The organism is Pseudomonas sp. GW822-FHT06D10 (assembly GCF_058799535.1).
Genome location: NZ_JBXALN010000001.1, coordinates 672,509 through 692,661 on the forward strand (window position 1 = coordinate 672,509; position 20,153 = coordinate 692,661).

Sequence of the window (20,153 nt, forward strand, 5' to 3'; positions counted from 1 at the left end):
GGCGCTTTCGCTGGCAAGCCAGCTCCTACAGCTGGCGTGATATTGGTGGGGGGCTTTTGTAGGAGCCGGCTTGCCGGCGAAGAAGCCCTTGAGCCCTGCGCCGAGCGTGGGTCCTTAGCCGAGGTTCTGTTCGGTCAGGCGTTGCACCGCCAGGCGACGGTAGTGGGAGGGGGTCATGCCCTTGAGCTGCTGGAAGCGCCGGTTGAAGTTGGAAATGTTGTTGAAGCCCGACTCGAAGCACACGTCGGTCACCGGTTTGTCGCCGTCGGCCAGCAGTTCACAGGACTTGCTGATGCGCAGCCGGTTGACGAACTCGACGAAGCAGCGCCCGGTGGCCTGCTTGAACACCCGGGAAAAATAGCTGGGCTTCATGCCCAGGTAGTCGGCCACTTCCTCCAGGGGCAACTCCCGGGCGTAGTGGGCAAAGATGTAGTCCACCGCGCGGTTGGTGCGGTCGACGCTGTGTTCGTCCGCCAGTTGCACGCTGGTGGCGCCGGACAGCAACTGGTAGTCGTCGCAGGCCGCCAGCAGCTCCATGAGGATGAGGAAGTGGCCAAGGCGGGTGATGCCGCTGGAGTCGGCGATGCGCTGCATCAGTGGCAGGGCCTGGGCGATGGTTTGCGGGCAGCGGAACTCGATGCCGTACTGCGCCCGATCCAGCAGCGGGCTGAGGTTCTTCAACTCGGCGAACACCTGGCTGCCACTGTCGAACAGCTCATCGGTGAAGTTCACCAGCATGTCGCGCTTGGCCACCACTTCGTCCTCGGCCACCTGGCTGATCCAGTTGTGGGGCAGGTTGGGGCCAGTGAGAAATAGCGTCTGCGGGTAGAAGTTGCCGATGTAGTCGCCGATGAACACCTTGCCGGAGCTGGCGACTATCAGGTGCAGCTCGTATTCCTTGTGGAAATGCCAGCGCACCAGAGGGCAGGGGAAGCCGTGCTGGCGATAGATGATGGACAGGCCGTTGTGGTCGTCCATCAACTCATAGGAGGGGTCGGTGATCTTGCCGGGTCGGCTCATGGCGCGGGCCTGTTCTTGTTGTAGGCCCGGCTGATAATGCCTCGTGGCCCGCTCGCGCACCAGAGAAGGCGTGCTCAGGGTTGGCGCCCTGTTCGCCGGCAAGCCGGCTCCTACAAGAACACCGCCGATATCACGCCAACTGCAGGAGCTGGCTTGCCAGCGAAGGCGGCCTCACGTTCGGCGCAAATCCCAGGGCCTGTTCGCCGGCAAGCGCACCGCCGGTAGTGCGTCAGCGAAGAAAGGTCAGGAGGCCGGGCGGTTTTTCGCTTCGATCCACTGCGCCATGTACTGGGTGCTCTTGTGATGGTGGTGACGCAGCATGGCGCCAGTGAAGTTGTCCCGGCGCAGTTGCTCCAGGTGCTGGCGGCAGTGTTGCAGGCGCTGGATCAGCGCCGGGCCGTGGACTTGCTGGCGGTAGCGCGCTTCGAGCAACTGCCGGCCATCCGCCTGGGCCCGCTCCCACAACTGCCGGTCCTGATAGAGGCGCACCGCGGCCGCCGCCAGGCCACTGGCGGATTCAGCCACCGCCCCCGGCCATGGCAGGCCGTCCTGGGACATGGATTCGCTGCCCACCGGGGTGGTGACGCTGGGCGTGCCGCAAAGCATGGCATCGAGCAGCTTGCCCTTGATCCCTGCGCCGAAACGCAGGGGCGCCAGGCAGATCCGCGCTGCACTCATCACCTGCAGCGCATCCTCGGCCCAGTTCATGATGTGAAAGCCCTGGGCCGGGTTGTGCAGCGCCGCGGCCTTGGGCGGGGTGTAGGCGCCGTACAGGTGCAATTGCGCGCCGGGCAATTGCTGGCGGATCAGCGGCCATACGCGGTTCTTCATCCACAGCACGGCGTCCCAGTTCGGCGCATGGCGAAAGTTGCCGATGCTCAGCAAGTGCGCCCGCTGCTCGAAGGGAGCAAAGCCCTGCGGCAGTTGCTCGAGCATCAGCGGGCACCAGTGCAGCAGGGCCGGCGGCAAGTGGAACTGCTGCACCAGCAGCTCGAGTTCCACCTCGGAGATCATCAGGCTCAGGTCGCAGCGATAGATGGCGGCGATCTCGCGCTTGGCCAGGTCGGTGACGGCCATGTGCTGGAATTCCTGCTCCGGCGCCTGGGCGAACAGCGGGCTGAAGTCGTCTTCCTCGGTGCCCTCCTTGAGAACATCCTTGAGGCGCTGGTGCCGGGCATGACGCAGGCATTGCAGGTCGGAGGTCTCCAGCACCCGCAGGGCATTCGGGCAATGCTGCTCCACCCGCCAGCCGAACTGTTCCTCCATCATGAACTGGTCGAACAGCACGATGTCCGGTGCCAGCTCGGCGACGAAACGGTCAAAGCTGGCGTTGTTGAGTTCGATCGGGCATTCACGAATGCCCAGGGCCGTCAGGTCTTCCTTGTGTTCGCCCTCGTTGGCCGGGCTGCTGAAGGTCAGCTCCCAGCCCTGTTCGAGGAAGCTCTGGAGTATCTGCATCATGTGCCCGCCGGCGGCGGAGGAGCGGGGTTCGGGCCAGACGTAACCAATGATCAGGACTTTGGTTGCGGCGGTGGGACTCATGAGCGGGCATTCCTGGCAGGCGGGGGGCAAAAAAGGCCGCCATTAAACCACAGCGCGCCAGCGCCCGAGCAGGCTGCCTGCCCTCAGCCGAGAATGCTGCGCACCTTGTCGCGCAGTTGGTCGATGGAGAACGGCTTGCCGATGACCGACATGCCGGCCGGCACCTCGATGGACTCGGCGTAACCACTGGCGAACAGCACCGGCAACTGCGGCCGCAGGGTGCGGGCACGCTCCGCCAGCTCGCGGCCGTTCATCCCGGGCAGGCCGACATCGGTCATCAGCAGGTCGATATGTTGCCCGGCGTCCTCCAGCAGGCTCAGGGCCGCTTCGCTGCCGTCGGCCTCCAGCACGCTGAACTCCAGTTCTTCAAGGACATCGACAATCAGCATGCGCACGATGGCATCGTCTTCGACGACTAGGATGGTGGAGGCGCTGGCGGGCATAGGGACACTCTCAAGAAATGAATTCGGCGGGGCAGTGCGGCAGGCAGCCCTGTGCATCAGTAAGTGCCGGCTTGCCACAAGTTCCCGAAGCTGTACAAAAAATTCCCCTTGTACAAGCGTCGGCAAGAATAACCGCTTCCTTTGTCCCACGGCAGGACAAATCGCAAGCGAGCGCTACCTTGGTTATAAAAAATAGCTGTCCTGGCTGAATGTGGGGCAAACTTCGTTTTTTTTCACCAGCGCCAAGGCCCATCAAATGATTCGTCCGTCCTCGGTTGATGAACAGAGTTTCCGCAAGCTGCTGACCCGCAACATCAGCCTGCCGCTGGGTGTCGGTGTACTCAGCGCGGTTTTTTTCGTGTCCCTGATCACCTACCTGCTCTCGGTCATCCAGTGGGTGCAGCACACTGATCGAGTGATCAACAACCTCAACGAGTCGGCGCGCCTGACCATCGACCTGGAAACCGGCATGCGCGGCTTCCTGATCACTGGCGACGAGCACTTTCTGGACCCCTACGAAGTGGCCAAGCCGCGTATCGTCAGCGAACTGCGCAGCTTGCAGGAACTGGTGGCGGACAACCCGCAGCAGGTGGACCGGCTCAAGCGCCTGGAAGCCCTGCAGATGGAGTGGAACAACTTTGCCCAGGGCATGATCGACCTGCGTCGCCAGAGTGGTGATTACCGCGGCGCGGTGCAGGCCGGGCGTGGCAAGCGCCTGACTGACGAGATCCGCAAGGAATACGACGACGCGGTGGCCATGGAGCAGCAGTTGCGCCTGGAGCGTAACGAGAACGTTACCCGCACCACCATTTTCAGCGTGGTGCTGTACCTGCTGTTCGTGGTAGGCATCAGCGCGCTGCTGGCCTACATCGGCCGTCGTGACCTGCTGGCACTGTCCAAGAGCTACAGCGACAACCTCGAAGCCCAGGAAAAGAGCGCCCGGCGCCTGGAACAGCAGGCCTGGCTGCGCAACGGCCAGACCGAACTGGCCGAGCAGATGCTCGGCCAGCTGAGCCTTAATTTGCTGGGGCGCAACATCCTGCAATTCTGCGCTCAGTACCTGGGCACACCGGTGGCGGCGCTCTATGTGCGTGAGGAGCACGGTGGCCTCAGGCGCGTGGCGTCCTATGGCTTCTCCCGGGAACAGGAAACCCAGGAACAGTCGCTGTACAGTGACGAAGGGCTGGTGGGGCAGGCCGCGCAGCACAAGCGTCTGATCCGTCTGGACGAGGTGCCCGCCGATTACTTCAAGGTCAGCTCCGGCCTGGGCGATGGTTCGCCGCGCAGCGTGCTGGTGGTGCCGACCCGTGACGACGATCGGGTCAACGGGGTGATCGAGCTGGGCTTCCTGCGGGCCTTGAGCGAGCGCGACGTCGAGTTGCTGGAACTGATCGCCGGCAATATCGGCACCTCCATCGAGGCCGCGCGTTATCGCCAGCGCCTGCAGGAAGTGCTGGCCGAGACCCAGCAGCTCAATGAAGAGCTGCAAGTGCAGCAAGAAGAGCTCAAGACCGCCAACGAGGAGCTGGAAGAGCAGTCGCGGATCCTCAAGGAATCCCAGGTGCACCTGGAAACCCAGCAGGTGGAGCTGGAGCAGACCAACGAGCAACTGGCGGAGCAGGCGCAGATCCTGGCCGATCAGCGCGACGCCATGGACCGCAAGAACAACGAGCTCAACGAGGCCCAGACCCAGCTCGAGGAGCGCGCCGAAGAGTTGCAGCGCTCCAGCAAGTACAAGTCCGAGTTCCTTGCCAACATGTCCCACGAGCTGCGCACGCCGCTCAACAGCTCGCTGATCCTGGCCAAGCTGCTGGCGGAAAACCCCCAGGAAAACCTCAGCCCCGAGCAGGTCAAGTTCGCCGAGTCGATCTATTCCGCGGGCAATGACCTGCTGAACCTGATCAACGACATCCTCGACATCTCCAAGGTCGAGGCCGGCAAGCTCGAAGTGCGCCCGGAGAACGCCAGCGTGCCGCGCCTGGTGGACGGGTTGCGCAGCCTGTTCCAGCCGCTGACCCAGGACAAGGGCCTGGAATTCAAGGTGGAGCTGCAACCGGGAGCGCCGCAGATGCTGTTCACCGACCGCCAGCGGGTCGAGCAGATTCTCAAGAACCTGCTGTCCAATGCGGTCAAGTTCACCGAGAAGGGCCAGGTGAGCCTCACGGTGTCCGCTCAGCCGGGGGCCGGTATCGCCTTTGCGGTGCAGGATTCGGGGATCGGCATTGCCCAGGATCAGCAGCAAAGCATCTTCGAGGCCTTCCGCCAGGCCGACGGCACCACCAACCGGCGTTATGGCGGCACCGGCCTGGGGCTGTCGATCTCCCGGGATCTGGCGACCCTGCTCGGCGGCTCCATCAGCGTCAGCAGCGAACCCGGCCGCGGCAGTATCTTCACCCTGGTGCTGCCAGAGCAGTACCAGGAGGCCGCCGAGCCGCTGGTGGCGCCGCCGGCCCCAGTCGCGCCCGTGGCCGCGCCTCAGCCTGCCAGCCTGCCGCAGCCGGTGGCCGAGGCCCCGGGGGCGGACATTCCGCGCTTCGCCGATGACCGCGACAAGGCGCCGTTCAGCAGTCGTTGCATCCTGGTGGTGGAAGACGAGGCGAACTTTGCCCACATCCTCTTCGACCTGGCCCACGAGCTGGGTTACCACTGCCTGGTGGCCCACGGCGCCGACGAAGGCTACAGCCTGGCTGCCCAGTTCATCCCGGACGCCATCCTGCTGGACATGCGCCTGCCGGACCACTCCGGCCTGACCGTGTTGCAGCGCCTCAAGGAGAACGCCCAGACCCGGCACATCCCGGTGCACGTGATTTCGGTGGAAGACCGGGTGGAAGCGGCCATGCACATGGGCGCCGTGGGCTATGCGGTGAAACCCACCACCCGCGAGGAGCTCAAGGATGTCTTCGCCCGCCTGGAAGCCAAGCTGACGCAGAAGGTCAAGCGCGTGCTGCTGGTGGAGGACGACGACCTGCAACGCGACAGCATTGCCCGGTTGATCGGCGACGATGACATCGAGATCACCGCCGTGGGCCTGGCCCAGGAGGCTCTGGACCTGCTGCGCGAGAACGTCTACGACTGCATGGTCATCGACCTCAAGCTGCCGGACATGCTCGGTAACGACCTGCTCAAGCGCATGTCCACCGAGGATATCTGCTCCTTCCCGCCGGTGATCGTCTACACCGGGCGCAACCTGACCCGGGATGAAGAGGCCGAGCTGCGCAAGTATTCGCGCTCGATCATCATCAAGGGGGCGCGCTCGCCGGAGCGCCTGCTGGATGAAGTGACGCTTTTTCTGCACAAAGTCGAATCCCAGCTGTCCCATGAACGGCAGAAGATGCTCAAGACCGCTCGCAGCCGCGACAAGGTCTTCGAGGGCCGCAAGATCCTCCTGGTGGATGATGACGTGCGCAACATCTTTGCCCTGACCAGCGCCCTGGAACACAAGGGCGCGGTAGTGGTGATCGGCCGTAACGGCCATGAAGCCATTGCCAGGCTCAATGAGGTCGAGGATATCGACCTGGTGCTGATGGACGTGATGATGCCGGAGATGGACGGTTTCGAAGCCACGGTGCAGATCCGCAAGGACCCGCGCTGGCGCAAGCTGCCGATCATCGCGGTCACCGCCAAGGCCATGAAGGATGACCAGGAGCGCTGCCTGCAGGCCGGCTCCAACGATTACCTGGCCAAGCCCATTGACCTGGACCGGCTGTTTTCCCTTATCCGTGTGTGGCTACCCAAGATGGAAAGAATTTAGTGGAGCGTAATACCGAGATCGAACTGCGTTTGCTGATCGAAGCTATTTACCTCAAGTACAGCTACGACTTCCGCGACTACTCAGGTGCCTCGATCAAGCGCCGGGTCAACCACGCTTTGCGCCAGTTCGAATGCAAGACCATTTCTGCGTTGCAGGAGCGGGTGCTGCACGACCCCACCGCGTTCATGCAGTTGCTGCAGTTCCTGACCATTCCGGTGAGCGAGATGTTTCGCGACCCGTCGCACTTTCTGGCGATCCGCCAGGAGGTGGTGCCGCTGCTCAAGACCTATCCTTCGATCAAGATCTGGATCGCCGGCTGCAGCACCGGGGAGGAGGTCTACTCCATGGCCATCCTGCTGCGCGAAGAGGGGCTGCTGGAGCGCACCATCATCTATGCCACCGACATCAACCCCAGCTCCCTGGAGAAGGCCAAGCAAGGCATCTTTTCCCTGGAGAACGTGCGGGCCTACACCCACAACTACCAGCAGGCCGGCGGCCAGCGCTCCTTTGCCGACTACTACACCGCGGCCTACGACTACGCGATCTTCGACAAGAGCCTGCGTGAGAACGTGACCTTCGCCGATCACAGCCTGGCGACCGACAGTGTATTCTCTGAAACTCAATTAATTTCTTGTCGTAACGTATTGATTTATTTCAATAAAAAGTTGCAGGATCGTGCCTTCGGACTGTTTCACGAGTCCCTCTGCCATCGTGGTTTCCTGGTGCTGGGCAGCAAGGAAACCCTGGACTTCTCCGCCTATGGCAAGCACTTCGAGCCCTTGGTCAAACAAGAACGGATCTATCGCAAGACATGAGCCAGGAGATTGTCAGCCAGGGTTTCTGGCCGCAGATCGAGGCGATCGTGGTAGGGGCCTCTGCGGGTGGGGTCGAAGCCTTGCTGAAGCTGTTCAGCGGTTTCGCCCAGGGTTTCCGCCTGCCGGTGATCGTGGTCCTGCACCTGCCCGACGAGCGCCGCAGCCAGCTGGCCGAAGTCTTCGACCGGCGTCTGGCGCTGGCGGTGAAGGAAGCCGACGACAAGGAGCAGATCGTGCCTGGCACCCTGTACTTCGCCGCGCCCGGCTATCACTTGTCGGTGGAGCAGGACCGCAGCCTGTCCCTGAGCCAGGAAGAACGCCTGCACCACTCACGCCCGGCCATCGACTACCTGTTCGAGTCCGCCGCCGATGCCTATGGCCGGAACCTGGCCGCGGTGCTCCTGACCGGGGCCAACCAGGATGGCGCCCGCGGCCTGGCCGAGGTCAAGCGCCAGGGTGGCCTGACCATCGTCCAGGATCCCAATGAGGCCCATGTCTCGACCATGCCGGACGCCGCCCTGGCCCTGCATCAACCGGACTACATTCTCCCTTTGCGCGGCATCAGCCGTCTGCTTGCCGAGCTGGAAGGAACCCATGTTAAGTAATATTCAAGCCAAGCTGCTGATCGTCGACGATCTGCCGGAGAACCTGCTGGCCCTGGAGGCGCTGATCAAGCGCGAGGACCGTACGGTGTACAAGGCGCTGTCGGCTGACGAAGCCTTGTCGCTGCTGCTCCAGCATGAGTTCGCCATGGCTATCCTCGATGTGCAGATGCCCGGCATGAACGGCTTCGAGCTGGCCGAGCTGATGCGCGGCACCGAGAAGACCAAGAACATTCCCATCGTCTTCGTCAGCGCCGCCGGGCGCGAGCTCAACTACGCCTTCAAGGGCTACGAGAGCGGGGCGGTGGACTTTCTGCACAAGCCCCTGGACATCCACGCGGTGAAGAGCAAGGTCAACGTATTCGTCGACCTGTACCGCCAGAGCAAGGCCATGAAGCAGCAGGTCGAGGCCCTGGAGCAGAGCCGGCGCGAGCAGGAAGCGCTGCTCCAGAAGCTCCAGGCCACCCAGAACGAGCTGGAGCAGGCAGTGCGCATGCGCGATGACTTCATGTCCATCGTCGCCCACGAAGTGCGCACGCCGCTCAATGGCCTGATTCTCGAGACCCAGCTGCGCAAGATGCACCTGGCCCGGGAGAACGCCGCGGCCTTCAGCCTGGACAAGATGCACGCCATGGTCGACCGCGACGAGCGCCAGATCAAAAGCCTGATCCGCCTGATCGAGGACATGCTGGACATCTCGCGCATCCGTACCGGCAAGCTGTCGATCCGCCCCTCGCGGTTCGATCTGGCGCAGCTGGTGCGCGGGCTGGTGGAAAACTTCGCGCCTCAGGTGGAAGCGGCGCAGTCGTCCCTGAGCCTGCAGGCCGAGCAGCCCCTGGAGGGCAACTGGGACGAGTTCCGCATCGAACAGGTGGTTTCCAACCTGCTGACCAACGCCCTGCGCTACGGCGCCAAGAGCCCGATCGAAGTGCGGGTCTATGCCCAGGACGGCGAGGCTCGGGTCGAGGTGCGTGACCACGGCATCGGTATCAGCGAAGACAACCAGAAGCGTATTTTTCAGCAGTTCGAACGGGTCAGCGCCAACCACGTGGCGGCGGGGCTGGGCCTGGGGCTGTTCATTTCCGAGCAGATCGTCACCGCCCACGGCGGCGCCATCAGTGTCGAGAGCCGGATCGGCGAGGGCGCGCTGTTTCGCGTCAGCCTGCCGCTGTAGAGGCCCGTTGGCCGGTGAATCATTAAAAGCGTAACGCGCACGCAACCTCTGCGTGACCCAATGGTCGTAACAGCAGCAATTGACCGAGCAAAGGTTTTCCATGAGTGAAGATGCACAAGACGTCGTACTGATCGTCGAAGATGAACCAGTGATCCTGATGCTTCTGGCCGACTACCTGTCGGGCCTGGGATACCGGGTGCTGCAGGCCGAGAATGGCGAGCAGGCGTTCGAGATTCTCGCCAGCAAGCCGCACCTGGACGTGATGATCACCGATTACCGCCTGCCGGGCGGGATCACCGGGGTGATGATCGCCGAGCCCGCCGTGAAGCTGCGTCCGGATCTGAAGGTGATTTTCATCAGCGGCTACCCCAACGAAATCCTCGAATGCGGCAGCCCCATCACCCGCAAGGCGCCGATCCTGGCCAAGCCCTTCGACCTCAACAGCCTGCAGGAACAGATCCAGCAATTGCTGGCTTGAAGCCCGGCTATCAGTCGCGGATCATTTCCCGCACCTTGGCGGTCAGCAGGTCGAAGGTGAACGGCTTGGTGATCAGTTGCATGCCGGGTTCGAGAAAGCCGCCACGGGCCGCCGCGTGCTCGGCGTAGCCGGTGATGAACAGGACTTTGAGCTCCGGGCGGATCTGCCGCCCGATTTCCGCCAGTTGCCGGCCATTCATGCCCGGCAGCCCGACATCGCTGATCAGCAGATCGATGCGCTGCGCCGAGTCGAGGATCGGCATGGCGCTGCGGGCATCGCCGGCTTCGACAAAGGCGTAGCCCAGTTCGCTGAGCACCGCACAGACCAGCACCCGCACCGCCGGGTCATCCTCGACGATCAGCACGGTTTCACCGTTCTGCGCATTGGGCGGTTGTTGCACCAGAGGGTGTTCGGCCTGCTCCAGGTCGCCGACAAAACGCGGCAGGTACAGGCTGACCTCGGTACCCCGGCCCAGGGTGCTGTTGAGGGTCACATGGCCGCGGGACTGCTTGCTGAAGCCGTAGATCATCGACAGCCCCAGCCCTGTGCCCTGGCCGATGGGCTTGGTGGTGAAGAACGGATCGAACACGCGGTTGATGATCGCCTCGGGCATGCCGCAGCCGTTGTCGCTGACTCGCAGCAGCACGTAGTCCCCCGGCTTGAGGTTGTCGTGGGCCTGGGCGAAGTCCGGGGCCAGGCGTTGGTTGAGGGTTTCCACCAGCAGCCGGCCGCCGTTGGGCATGGCGTCCCGGGCGTTGAGCACCAGGTTGAGCAGGGCGCTTTCCAGTTGGTTGGGGTCGGCTTCGGCCACCCATAGCTGCGGGTCCAGGCGCATGTCCAGCTCGATGCTTTCGCTGAGGCTGCGTTGCAGCAGCTCGCCCATGGAGGTCACCAGGGCGTTCATCTCCACCGGCTTGGAATCCAGCGACTGGCGCCGGGAGAAGGCCAGCAGGCGGTGGGTCAGGCCGGCGGCGCGGTTGGCCGAGGTCACCCCCAGGTCGATCAGGCTGTCCAGGTCCTCGGTGCGGCCCCGGGCCAGGCGCCGGCGCAACAGCTCCAGGCTGCCGATGATGCCGGTGAGCATGTTGTTGAAGTCGTGGGCGATGCCGCCGGTGAGTTGCCCCACGGCCTCCATTTTCTGTGACTGGCGCAGGGCTTCTTCGTTGTGTCGCAGTTGTGCGGTGCGTTCTTCCACCTGCTGTTCCAGGGTCTCCAGGGTGCGTTGCAGGCGCAGTTCGCTCTGGCTCAGGTCGATCAGCCGGTCGCGGGCGTCGTACTGCCGGCGCCTGCCCCGCAGGGCGGCGCTGACCAGGCTGATCAGGGTCGCCGGGTGGAAGGGCCGTTCCAGAAAGCTGACGTTGCCCAGGGGCTCGCTGAAGCGCGATGCCGGGTTCTGCTCGGGGCCGCCGTGCTGGGTCAGCAGCACGATGGGCAGGTCCGACCACGCCGGTTGCTGTTCCAGGTGGCGCAGCAGGGGCTCCAGGTCGACCCCGCGCAAGGCTTCGGCGGCGATGATCACCAGCCCGGCGCCGTGCTCCAGCTGCTCGCACAGGGCGGGCAGGTGCGGGGTGATCAGGCTGTTGAAGCCGGCCTCCTTGAGCATCATCTGCGCCAGTTGGCTGTCACGCCCGTGTGGCGTGAGCACCAGAGCCCGTTCGGAAAAGTCCAGGTCGGGGCTCATTGGCCCTCATCCCTGAGCAGCGGTTTGCTCTCGCCCAGGTAGGTGGGCACGCCCCGCAGCACGCCCTGGAAGGCTTCCAGGGGCTCGCCGATGGTCAGGCCACGAGCGCTGATGCGGTATTCGCGAATGGTCGACTCGTGGCTGCCGGTGCGTTTCTTGATGATGGAAATGGCCCGGCGCACCTTGCCCAGGGCCTCGAAGTAACGCAGCAGGACCACGGTGTCGGCCAGGTAGGTGATGTCCACCGGGGCCTGCATGTCGCCCACCAGGCCATGCTGGGCCACGGTCATGAAGGTGGCGGCGCCCTGGCGGTTGAGGTACAGCAGCAATTCGTGCATGTGCAGCACCAGGGCATTTTCCTCGGGCATCGCTGCCTGGTAGCCGTTGATGCTGTCGATCACCACGGTCTTGATCCGCTCCTGGTCGACGCAGCGTCGCACCCGGTGGGACAGCTCCCCCGGCGAGAGCTCGGCGGCGTCCACCTGTTCGATGATCAGGTTGCCGCTGGCCTGCAGCGCCTTGAGGTCGATGCCCATGTTGCGCATGCGCTCGAACAGCAGCCCCAGTTCCTCGTCGAAGATGAACAGCGCGGCTTTCTCTCCCCTGGCTACGGCGGCCGCGGCGAAGATCATCGAGATCAGCGATTTGCCGGTGCCGGCGGGGCCGAGGATCAGGGTGCTGGAGCCGGTCTCGATGCCGCCCCCCAGCAGCGCGTCCATCTCGGTGATGCCGCTGGTCAGGGTCAGGCGCTGGTATTGACCGCGGTGCTCGGCGGCCACCAGGCGCGGAAACACCTGGACCCCGTCGCCCATGATGGTGAAGTCATGGAAGCCGCCGCGGTACTTCTGGCCCCGGTATTTCACCACCCGGATGCGCCGGCGTTCGGCGCCGTAGCTGGGGGTCAGTTCTTCCAGGCGGATCACCCCGTGGGCCACGCTGTGCACGGTCTTGTCCAGGGATTCGGTGGTCAGGTCGTCCAGCAGCAGGACGGTGGCGTCATAGCGCACGAAGTAGTGCTTGATCGCCAGGATCTGCCGACGGTAGCGCAGGGAGCTTTGCGCCAGCAGGCGGATTTCCGAAAGGCTGTCGAGCACCACCCGGGTCGGCTTGACCCGCTCCACCACTTCGAAGATCTGCCGCGTGGCTTCCCCCAGCTCCAGGTCCGAGGAGTACAGCAGGCTTTGCTGGTGCTCGGCGTTGAGCAGGCTTTCCGGCGGGATCAGCTCGAAGATGTGGATGTTCTCGTCCAGTTGCCAGCCGTGGGATTGCGCGCCCTGGCGCAACTCGCGCTCGGTTTCCGAGAGGGTGATGTACAGGCAGCGCTCGCCGGCGGCGGCGCCGGCCCGCAGAAAATGCAAGGCCACGGTGGTCTTGCCGGTACCGGGTTCGCCTTCCAGCAGGAACACATGGCTACGTGACAATCCGCCGGAGAGGATATCGTCCAGGCCTTCGATGCCGGTGGCGGCTTTTTCGCTGAGCAACGCAGATGAGGTCGACAAACAATGCCCTCGCAAATAGGTCCAAGTGATCGGCGACGGCGTCGAGCACCTTGATATCGCTGATAAATCACTTGACCGCCTGCCGCTGGCACGGTTCAACCTTTTGTCGCCGTGGAGCCGCTGCTGAGCACAGCAGGCGCGGGGGGCAAGGGCGCCAAAGGTTAGGCTGGGGATTGCCAGGCAAGGCCCGGGGCGGCTACAGGCCCTGCTGCAGGGCCGGGTCGTCGGGGTTCTGCTGTTCCAGCTGGGCCAGCAGGACCTGGACGTTCTGCAACTGGCCGCTTTCCTTCCAGTAGCTGATCAGCAGCACCCGCGCCTTGCGGTTGTAGGGCTGGCGCTGGACGATTTCCTCCAGTTGCTTCTGCGCCGCTTCCAGCTCTTGTTCGCTGTGCAGGGTGGTGGCCAGGTCGTAGCGGTAGGCGGCGTTGTTAGGCTCCAGTTCCACCGCCCGGGACAAGCCGAGCAGGGCGAACTCACCCTGGCCATGGTGCAGCAGCCAGAGCCCCAGGGCATGTTGCAGGTAGGCCGAATCCTGCTGTGCCTGCAACTGCTTGGCCAGCAATTGGCGGGCGGCATCGCTTTGGCCCTGCTTGTCCAGGACTTCGATCTGCAGCACCACTGCCTGCAGGTTGTCCGGGGCCAGGCGCAGGGCCTGTTCCAGGGTCTGCTGGGCCTTGATCAGGTCGGCATTGTGCAGGTACAGGCGAGCCAGCTGGTACTGGGCCTCGACGTTGTCGCCGCGGGTCTTGAGCACTTGGGTGTATTCGTCGATCACCTGCTGCAACGGGCCGAAGTACAGGCCCTGGTCGTCGGGGCTCAGGCCCAGCAGGGCGTCCACCGCGGCGAAGCGCACGCTCTGTTCGTGATCGTCCAGCAACGGCCCCAGCAGCAGGCTGCGCTGGCCGCTGGGCACCAGGCCGAGCACGCTCTTGATCGCTGCTTTGCGCACCTCGGCGGAAGGGTGATAGAGGTCGGCGTCCGCCAGTTTCAGTGCCTGGGGGCTGGGGTAGTTGGCCAGCACTGCCAGCAGGCGAATGCGCTGCTGGTCGTCGAGGTCGGGCCGGCCCAACTGCTGGTAGAGCACGCGCGCCGCGCCAGGCTGGCCGTTGCGGGCTTTTTCCAGTGCCGCGCTGTAGCCATGCTTGATGGCCTCGGGAACCTGCGGCGGGCTGCTGCGCAGAAAGCTCCAGGCCAGGGCCAGGACGACGACGGTAAGCAGGCTGATCAGCAGGTAGCGGCGGGGCTGGGACATGCAGGAATCCGGAAGCTGGCAACTTTTGGAAGGCGCAAGCTTCGGTCAGGAACCGGCTTGAGTCAAACCCGGGTTCAGGTCAGCACGTACTCCTGCGGCTCCAGCAGCGGCGGCAGCTCGGTTTGCCCCAGCGCCGCCAGGACTTCGCGCTCCAGGCCGCGCAATAGAGCGCTGCACGGCAGGTCGTTGTCGTCATAGCCGAAAGGGTCTTCGAGGTCGTCGCCGATCTCGTCCAGGCCCAGGAAGGTGTAGCTGACAATGGCGGTGAAGATCGGCGTCAGCCAGCCCAGGGGCTCGGCCATGGCGAACGGCAGGAGGATGCAGAACAGGTAGATGGTGCGGTGCAGCAGCAGGGTGTAGGGGAAGGGCAGCGGGGTGTTCTGGATCCGCTCGCAGGCGGCCTGCACCAGGCTCAGGCTGACCAGCCGGGTTTCCAGCTGGGTGTAGCGCCATTCGCTGATTAGCCCCTGCTGGGCCCACTGCGAGCAGCGCTGGCCGATGCGTTGCAACTGCGCGTCGGTGAGGTTCGGGTGGCCGGGGTCGAGGCTGGCCTGGGCCCAGGGGCGCAGGGCGGCGGCCTCGTCTTCATGGCGCAGGCGGGCGATCAGGCTGTGGGCAAAGCCGCACAGGTCGCGCAGCATGCCCTCGCGCTCGGAGTGGCCGTCGATGATCAGGCTTTCACGGATCAGCGAACGCACCTCGATGATCAACTGCCCCAACTGCTTGCGGCCTTCCCACCAGCGGTCGTAGCAGGCGTTGTTGCGAAAGCTCATGAAGATCGACAGCGACAGCCCCAGCAAGGTGAAGGGTGTGGCGTTGACCTTGGAGAAATAGCTCGGTTGCAGGGTTTCCACCAGCACGATCACCGAGGCCAGCAGTGTGACCAGTACGCAGCGCAGGGCAATGCGCTTGGCAATCGAGCCCTTGAGGGCGAAGAGGATGCCGATCAGGTTCGGCTTGGGGCGGACAATCATGGGGGCTGAGGCCAGGGCGATTACGCGGCGAGTGAAGAGTAGGAGCGCGCTGTGGGGCTGTCCAATCGCAATGGCCAACCGCGTGATCGACGGCCTCTATCAATGGGCTTGGGGTGGGCGGTGTTCTGGCGGGCGCCTTCGCTGGCAAGCCAGCTCCTACCGGGGCCATGCGTTGCGCGGGCTCTTGTAGGAGCCGGCTTGCCGGCGAAGAGGCCCTTGAGCCGGGCAAAAAAAAAGCCCCGCGACCGAATGATCCACGGGGCCAAACATTGGTTGGTTGCGGCCAACCAAAGGAGCTCGTTGCAAATCCTTACTTGCTGGCTACCGTCTCCGGTTGCCAGCCACCACCCAGGGCCTTGTAGATGGCGACGATGCCGCGGTACAGGTCGACTTCGGCCTGGGCCTGGGAGTCCTCGGCGGCCAGGCGTTCACGCTGGGCATCGAGCAGCACCAGGAAGTCCACGGTGCCTTCGCGGTAGCGAATCTCGGCCAGGTCCGCTGCGGCGCGGCTGGATTCGCTCTGGCGAATCAGGGAGATCAGCCGTTGCTGGCGCTTGCCGTAGTCGCTGAAGGCGTTTTCCGATTCCTCCAGGGCCAGCAGCACCTGCTGCTCGTAGCTGGCCAGGGCACCGTCGGCATTGGCGTCGGCGCCGCGCAGGCGGGCTCGCACACTGCCCAGGTCGAAGGCCGCCCAGGTGATGCTCGGGCCCAGGGCCCAGGCATTGGCCGCCGAGGAGCCGATCTGCGAACCGCGCCCGGCAGTGAAACCGAGGAAGCCGCTGAGGCTGACCCGTGGGAACAGGTCGGCCTTGGCCACGCCGATGCGCGCGGTGGCCGCTGCCAGCTTGCGTTCGGCGCTGAGAATGTCTGGCCGGCGTTGCAGCAGCTCCCCCGGGTCGCCAATCGGCAGGGCCTTGGCAATGGCCGGCAACTGCGCCGGCGACAGGTCGACGCTGAGCTTGTCCGGGCGTTCACCCAGCAGGGTGGCGATGCGGTTGCGCTGGCGGGTCTGCTCGGCCTGCAACTGCGGCACGCTGGCCTCCACCGAAGCCAGGCGGGCGTCGGCGCGGACCACATCGAGCTGGTCGCCGACCCCGGCGTCGCGCAGGCTTTCGGTGATCTTGCGCGACTCCTGCTGGTTGTCCAGGTTGGCCAGGGCGATCTTTTCCCGCAGCTGTGCGCCGCGCAATTGGCCGTAGGCGTCCACCAGCTCGGCGATCATGGTCACCTGCAGTTGGTAGAGGTCGGCCTCGGCGGCCTGCTGGTCGGCGTCGGTGGCTTCCAGGTTGCGCTGGATGCGGCCGAACAGGTCCAGCTCCCAGGCCATGTCCAGGCCCAGGTCGTAGCGCTCGCTGTTCACTCGCTTGGTGGTCTGGCCGGGGATCTGCCCCTTGGCCAGGTCGCTGCTGGCGCGGCTGGTTATGGTGGGCATGGCGTCATTGCTGGCGTCATCGCGAATCGCCCGGGCGGCCCGCAGGCGGGCGAAGGCCACCCGCAGTTCACGGTTGCCCTGCAACGATTTGCTCACCAGCTGGTTGAGAGTCGGGTCATCGAACTGCTGCCACCAGATGCCTTCGAAGCGTGCGCGGTCGAAGTTCTTCTGGCCCGCAGCGCCATCGGTGGCGGCGCTGATGTGCGCCGCCTCGGTGGTTGGGCTCTGGTAGTCCGGACCGACGGCGCAGGCACTCAGGGCCAGCACCAGCAGGCTCGGCAGGAAGACTTTGGAACTCATTGTTGCGCCTCCAGTTGCAGAGCACGGGCGGCTTTGCGCGCCTCGCTGCGCTCCACGTAGTTGCGGATCAGTACATAGAACACCGGAGTCAGCAGCAGGCCGAAGAAGGTCACCCCGAGCATCCCGGAGAACACCGCGACACCCATGGCATGACGCATTTCCGCACCGGCGCCGCTGGAGATCACCAGGGGCACCACGCCCATGATGAAGGCGAAGGAGGTCATCAGGATCGGCCGCAGACGCAGGCGGCAGGCTTCCAGCACCGCGGCCAGCGGGTCGAGGCCTTCCTCTTGCTTGTCCTTGGCGAACTCGACGATCAGGATCGCGTTCTTGCAGGCCAGGCCCACCAGAACGATCAGGCCGATCTGGGTGAAGATGTTATTGTCGCCCCCGGAGACGATCACCCCGGTAATGGCCGACAGCAGGGTCATGGGCACTATCAGGATCACCGCCAGTGGCAGGCTCCAGCTTTCGTACTGAGCGGCCAGCACCAGGAAGGCCAGCAGCACGCAGAGCGGGAAGACGAACAGCGCGGTGTTACCGGCCAGGATCTGCTGGTAGGTCAGCTCGGTCCATTCGTAGGTCATGCCGTTGGGCAGTTCTTCCTTGAGCAGTTTCTCGATCGCCGCTTCCGCTTGCCCGGAGCTGTAGCCCGGGGCCGCTGCGCCGTTGATTTCCGCGGTGACGAAACCGTTGTAGTGCATCACGCGGTCGGGACCTGCGGTGTCGCTGACCTTGATGAAGGTGGCCAGGGGGATCATCTCGCCCTTGTTGTTGCGCACTTTCAGCTGGCCGATCTGCTCGGGCTCGAGACGGAACTGCTGCTCGGCCTGGACATTGACCTGGTAGGTGCGGCCAAAGCGGTTGAAGTCGTTGGCATACAGCGAACCCAGGTAGATCTGCAGGGTGTCGAAGATGTCGGAGATCGCCACGCCGTGGGTCTTGGCCTTTTCCCGGTCGATGGCAGCATCCACCTGGGGCACGTTGACCTGGTAGCTGGTGAACAGCCCGGCCAGTTCCGGCACGCTGCGGCTCTTGGTGATGACATTCTGCACTTCCTTGTACAGCTCGTCGTAGCCCAGGCCGCTGCGGTCCTCCACCTGCAGGCGGAAGCCGCCGATGGTTCCCAGCCCCTGTACCGGCGGCGGTGGGAAGATCGCCATGTAGGCGTCCTGGATATCCGCGTACTTGCCGTTCAGGGCGCCGGCGATGGCACCGGCGGACATGCTCGGGTCCTTGCGCTCATCGAAAGGCTTCAAGGTGACGAAGACGATGCCGTTGTTCGGGCTGTTGGTGAAACCGTTGATCGAAAGGCCGGGGAAGGCCACCGCGCTTTCCACGCCGGGCTGCTTCAGGGCGATGTCGGACATGCGCTTGATCACGTCTTCGGTGCGGTCCAGGCTGGCGGCGTCCGGCAGTTGGGCGAAGGCCACCAGGTACTGCTTGTCCTGGGCCGGGACGAAACCGGTCGGGGTGTGGGCGAAGCCGAACCAGGTCAGCACCATCAGGCCTGCATAGAGGAACAGGGCGATGCCGCTGCCGCGGATGACCCGGCGCACGGTGCCGACGTAACCATGGCTGGCGCGATCGAAGAAGCGGTTGAAGGGTTTGAACAGCCAGCCCCCCAGCAGCTTGTCGAGGATCTTCGAGAAACGGTCCTTGGGCGCGTGGTGTTCCTTGAGCAATACCGCGGCCAGGGCCGGCGACAGGGTCAGGGAGTTGAAGGCCGAGATCACCGTGGAGATGGCGATGGTCAGGGCGAACTGCTTGTAGAACTGCCCGGTCAGGCCACTGATGAAGGCTGCCGGTACGAACACCGCGCACAGCACCAGGGCGGTGGCGATGATCGGGCCGGTCACTTCACGCATGGCGCGCTTGGTGGCCTCCACCGGGTTCAGGCCCAGGCCGATGTTACGTTCGACGTTCTCCACCACCACGATGGCGTCGTCCACCACGATGCCGATGGCCAGCACCAGGCCGAACAGCGACAGGGCGTTGAGCGAGAAGCCGAACAGGTGCATGACCGCGAAGGTACCGATCAGCGACACCGGTACGGCCACCAGCGGGATGATCGAGGCACGCCAGGTCTGCAGGAACAGAATCACCACCAGCACAACCAGGATCAGGGCTTCGAACAGGGTGTGCACCACGGCCTCGATGGAGCCGCGGACGAAGATGGTCGGGTCGTAGACGATGCTGAAGTCCATGCCCTGCGGGAAGCTCTGCTTGAGTTCGGCCATCTTGGCCCGCACTTCATTGGAGATCTCGATGGCGTTGGAGCCCGGGCGCTGGAAGATCGGGATCGCCACCGCCGGCTGGTTGTTGAGCAGGGAACGCAAAGCGTACTGGCTCGACCCCAGCTCGATGCGGGCGATGTCCTTCAGGCGGGTGATTTCACCGTCCTCACCGGAGCGGATGATGATGTTCTCGAACTCTTCCTCGGTCACCAGGCGGCCCTGGGTGTTGACCGATAGCTGGAAGCTGGTGGCGGTGGGCGCAGGCGGCGCGCCCAGGGCACCGGCGGCGACCTGGCGGTTCTGTTCACGGATGGCGGTGACCACGTCGGTGGCGGTCAGGTTGCGCGAAGCGGTCTTGTTCGGATCCAGCCAGACCCGCAGCGAGTAGTCGCCCATGCCGAACAGCTGCACGTCCCCCACGCCGCCCAGGCGCGCCAGCTCATCCTTGATGTTGAGCAGGGCGTAGTTGGACAGGTAGAGCATGTCGTAGCGTTTGTCCGGCGAGGTCAGGTGGACCACCATGGTCAGGTCCGGAGAGGCCTTGTCCACGGTGATGCCGATGCGCGTCACTTCTTCGGGCAGCTTGGGCTGGGTACGGGTCACGCGGTTCTGTACCTGCACCTGGGCGTTGTCCAGGTCGGTGCCCAGGGCGAAGGTGATGGTCAGGGTGATCTTGCCGTCAGCGGTGGATTGCGAGGACATGTAGAGCATGTTCTCGACCCCGGTGATCGCCTGTTCCAGGGGCGCGGCCACGGTTTCACCGATGACTTTCGGGTTGGCCCCCGGGAAGTTGGCGCGCACCACCACGGTGGGCGGCACCACTTCCGGGTATTCGCTGATGGGCAACTGGAACAGCGAGATGGCGCCGGCGATCAGGATCAGCAGCGACAGCACCGCGGCGAAGATCGGCCTTGAAATGAAGAACTGGGAAAAATTCATCTTGAGAGTCGTCC

General features: G+C 64.3%; 14 protein-coding genes. 5 read left to right on the forward strand and 9 right to left on the reverse strand.

Features of this window, described 5'->3' with window-relative positions; all coding sequences use genetic code 11:
• Positions 1–114: 114 nt before the first annotated feature.
• The 3 genes from AC1RL5_RS03015 to AC1RL5_RS03025 form a co-directional block, all read right to left on the reverse strand.
• Complete coding sequence (locus AC1RL5_RS03015) at positions 115–1,020, reverse strand: AraC family transcriptional regulator (protein WP_072450216.1); 906 nt, start codon at positions 1,018–1,020, stop codon at positions 115–117.
• Between the two features lie 243 nt (positions 1,021–1,263).
• Entirely contained in the window at positions 1,264–2,562 is a 1,299-nt protein-coding gene (locus tag AC1RL5_RS03020; protein ID WP_072450217.1) for a glycosyltransferase, read from the reverse strand.
• 83 nt (positions 2,563–2,645) lie between these two features.
• A complete protein-coding gene (locus AC1RL5_RS03025; RefSeq protein WP_011061535.1) occupies positions 2,646–3,005 on the reverse strand; it encodes a response regulator in 360 nt (119 codons plus the stop codon).
• A 256-nt stretch (positions 3,006–3,261) separates the two neighbouring features.
• Here AC1RL5_RS03025 and AC1RL5_RS03030 point away from each other — a divergent pair, with 256 nt between their 5' ends.
• The 5 genes from AC1RL5_RS03030 to AC1RL5_RS03050 all read left to right on the forward strand — a co-directional run bounded on the left by AC1RL5_RS03030 (position 3,262) and on the right by AC1RL5_RS03050 (position 9,825).
• Positions 3,262–6,756: a response regulator gene (locus tag AC1RL5_RS03030; RefSeq protein ID WP_145711951.1), complete on the forward strand. Its 3,495-nt coding sequence runs from the start codon at positions 3,262–3,264 to the stop codon at positions 6,754–6,756.
• Positions 6,756–7,571, forward strand: a complete 816-nt coding sequence (locus AC1RL5_RS03035) for a CheR family methyltransferase (protein WP_011061533.1) — start codon at positions 6,756–6,758, stop codon at positions 7,569–7,571. Before AC1RL5_RS03030 ends, AC1RL5_RS03035 begins: the two co-directional genes overlap by 1 nt.
• A complete protein-coding gene (locus AC1RL5_RS03040) occupies positions 7,568–8,176 on the forward strand; it encodes a chemotaxis protein CheB (protein WP_011061532.1) in 609 nt (202 codons plus the stop codon). The genes AC1RL5_RS03035 and AC1RL5_RS03040 overlap by 4 nt, the downstream gene beginning before the upstream one ends.
• Positions 8,166–9,347: a hybrid sensor histidine kinase/response regulator gene (locus AC1RL5_RS03045; protein WP_011061531.1), complete on the forward strand. Its 1,182-nt coding sequence runs from the start codon at positions 8,166–8,168 to the stop codon at positions 9,345–9,347. The genes AC1RL5_RS03040 and AC1RL5_RS03045 overlap by 11 nt, the downstream gene beginning before the upstream one ends.
• A gap of 100 nt (positions 9,348–9,447) precedes the next feature.
• Positions 9,448–9,825, forward strand: coding sequence for a response regulator (locus AC1RL5_RS03050; RefSeq protein ID WP_011061530.1), 378 nt, complete (start codon positions 9,448–9,450; stop codon positions 9,823–9,825).
• A 10-nt stretch (positions 9,826–9,835) separates the two neighbouring features.
• Here the strand turns inward: AC1RL5_RS03050 and AC1RL5_RS03055 are convergent, their stop codons facing one another.
• The 6 genes from AC1RL5_RS03055 to AC1RL5_RS03080 form a co-directional block, all read right to left on the reverse strand.
• Positions 9,836–11,506 (reverse strand): ATP-binding protein, encoded by a 1,671-nt coding sequence (locus AC1RL5_RS03055; protein WP_072450218.1) that lies wholly within the window; start codon positions 11,504–11,506, stop codon positions 9,836–9,838.
• A complete protein-coding gene (locus AC1RL5_RS03060) occupies positions 11,503–13,005 on the reverse strand; it encodes an ATPase domain-containing protein (RefSeq protein ID WP_011061528.1) in 1,503 nt (500 codons plus the stop codon). Before AC1RL5_RS03060 ends, AC1RL5_RS03055 begins: the two co-directional genes overlap by 4 nt.
• A 196-nt stretch (positions 13,006–13,201) precedes the next feature.
• Positions 13,202–14,257, reverse strand: a complete 1,056-nt coding sequence (locus tag AC1RL5_RS03065) for a tetratricopeptide repeat protein (RefSeq protein WP_011061527.1) — start codon at positions 14,255–14,257, stop codon at positions 13,202–13,204.
• A 74-nt stretch (positions 14,258–14,331) separates the two neighbouring features.
• Positions 14,332–15,231 (reverse strand): bestrophin family protein, encoded by a 900-nt coding sequence (locus AC1RL5_RS03070; protein WP_123577883.1) that lies wholly within the window; start codon positions 15,229–15,231, stop codon positions 14,332–14,334.
• A 310-nt stretch (positions 15,232–15,541) separates the two neighbouring features.
• Positions 15,542–16,963: an efflux transporter outer membrane subunit gene (locus AC1RL5_RS03075; protein WP_019095825.1), complete on the reverse strand. Its 1,422-nt coding sequence runs from the start codon at positions 16,961–16,963 to the stop codon at positions 15,542–15,544.
• Entirely contained in the window at positions 16,960–20,139 is a 3,180-nt protein-coding gene (locus tag AC1RL5_RS03080) for an efflux RND transporter permease subunit (RefSeq protein ID WP_011061524.1), read from the reverse strand. Before AC1RL5_RS03080 ends, AC1RL5_RS03075 begins: the two co-directional genes overlap by 4 nt.
• Between the last annotated feature and the right edge of the window lie 14 nt (positions 20,140–20,153).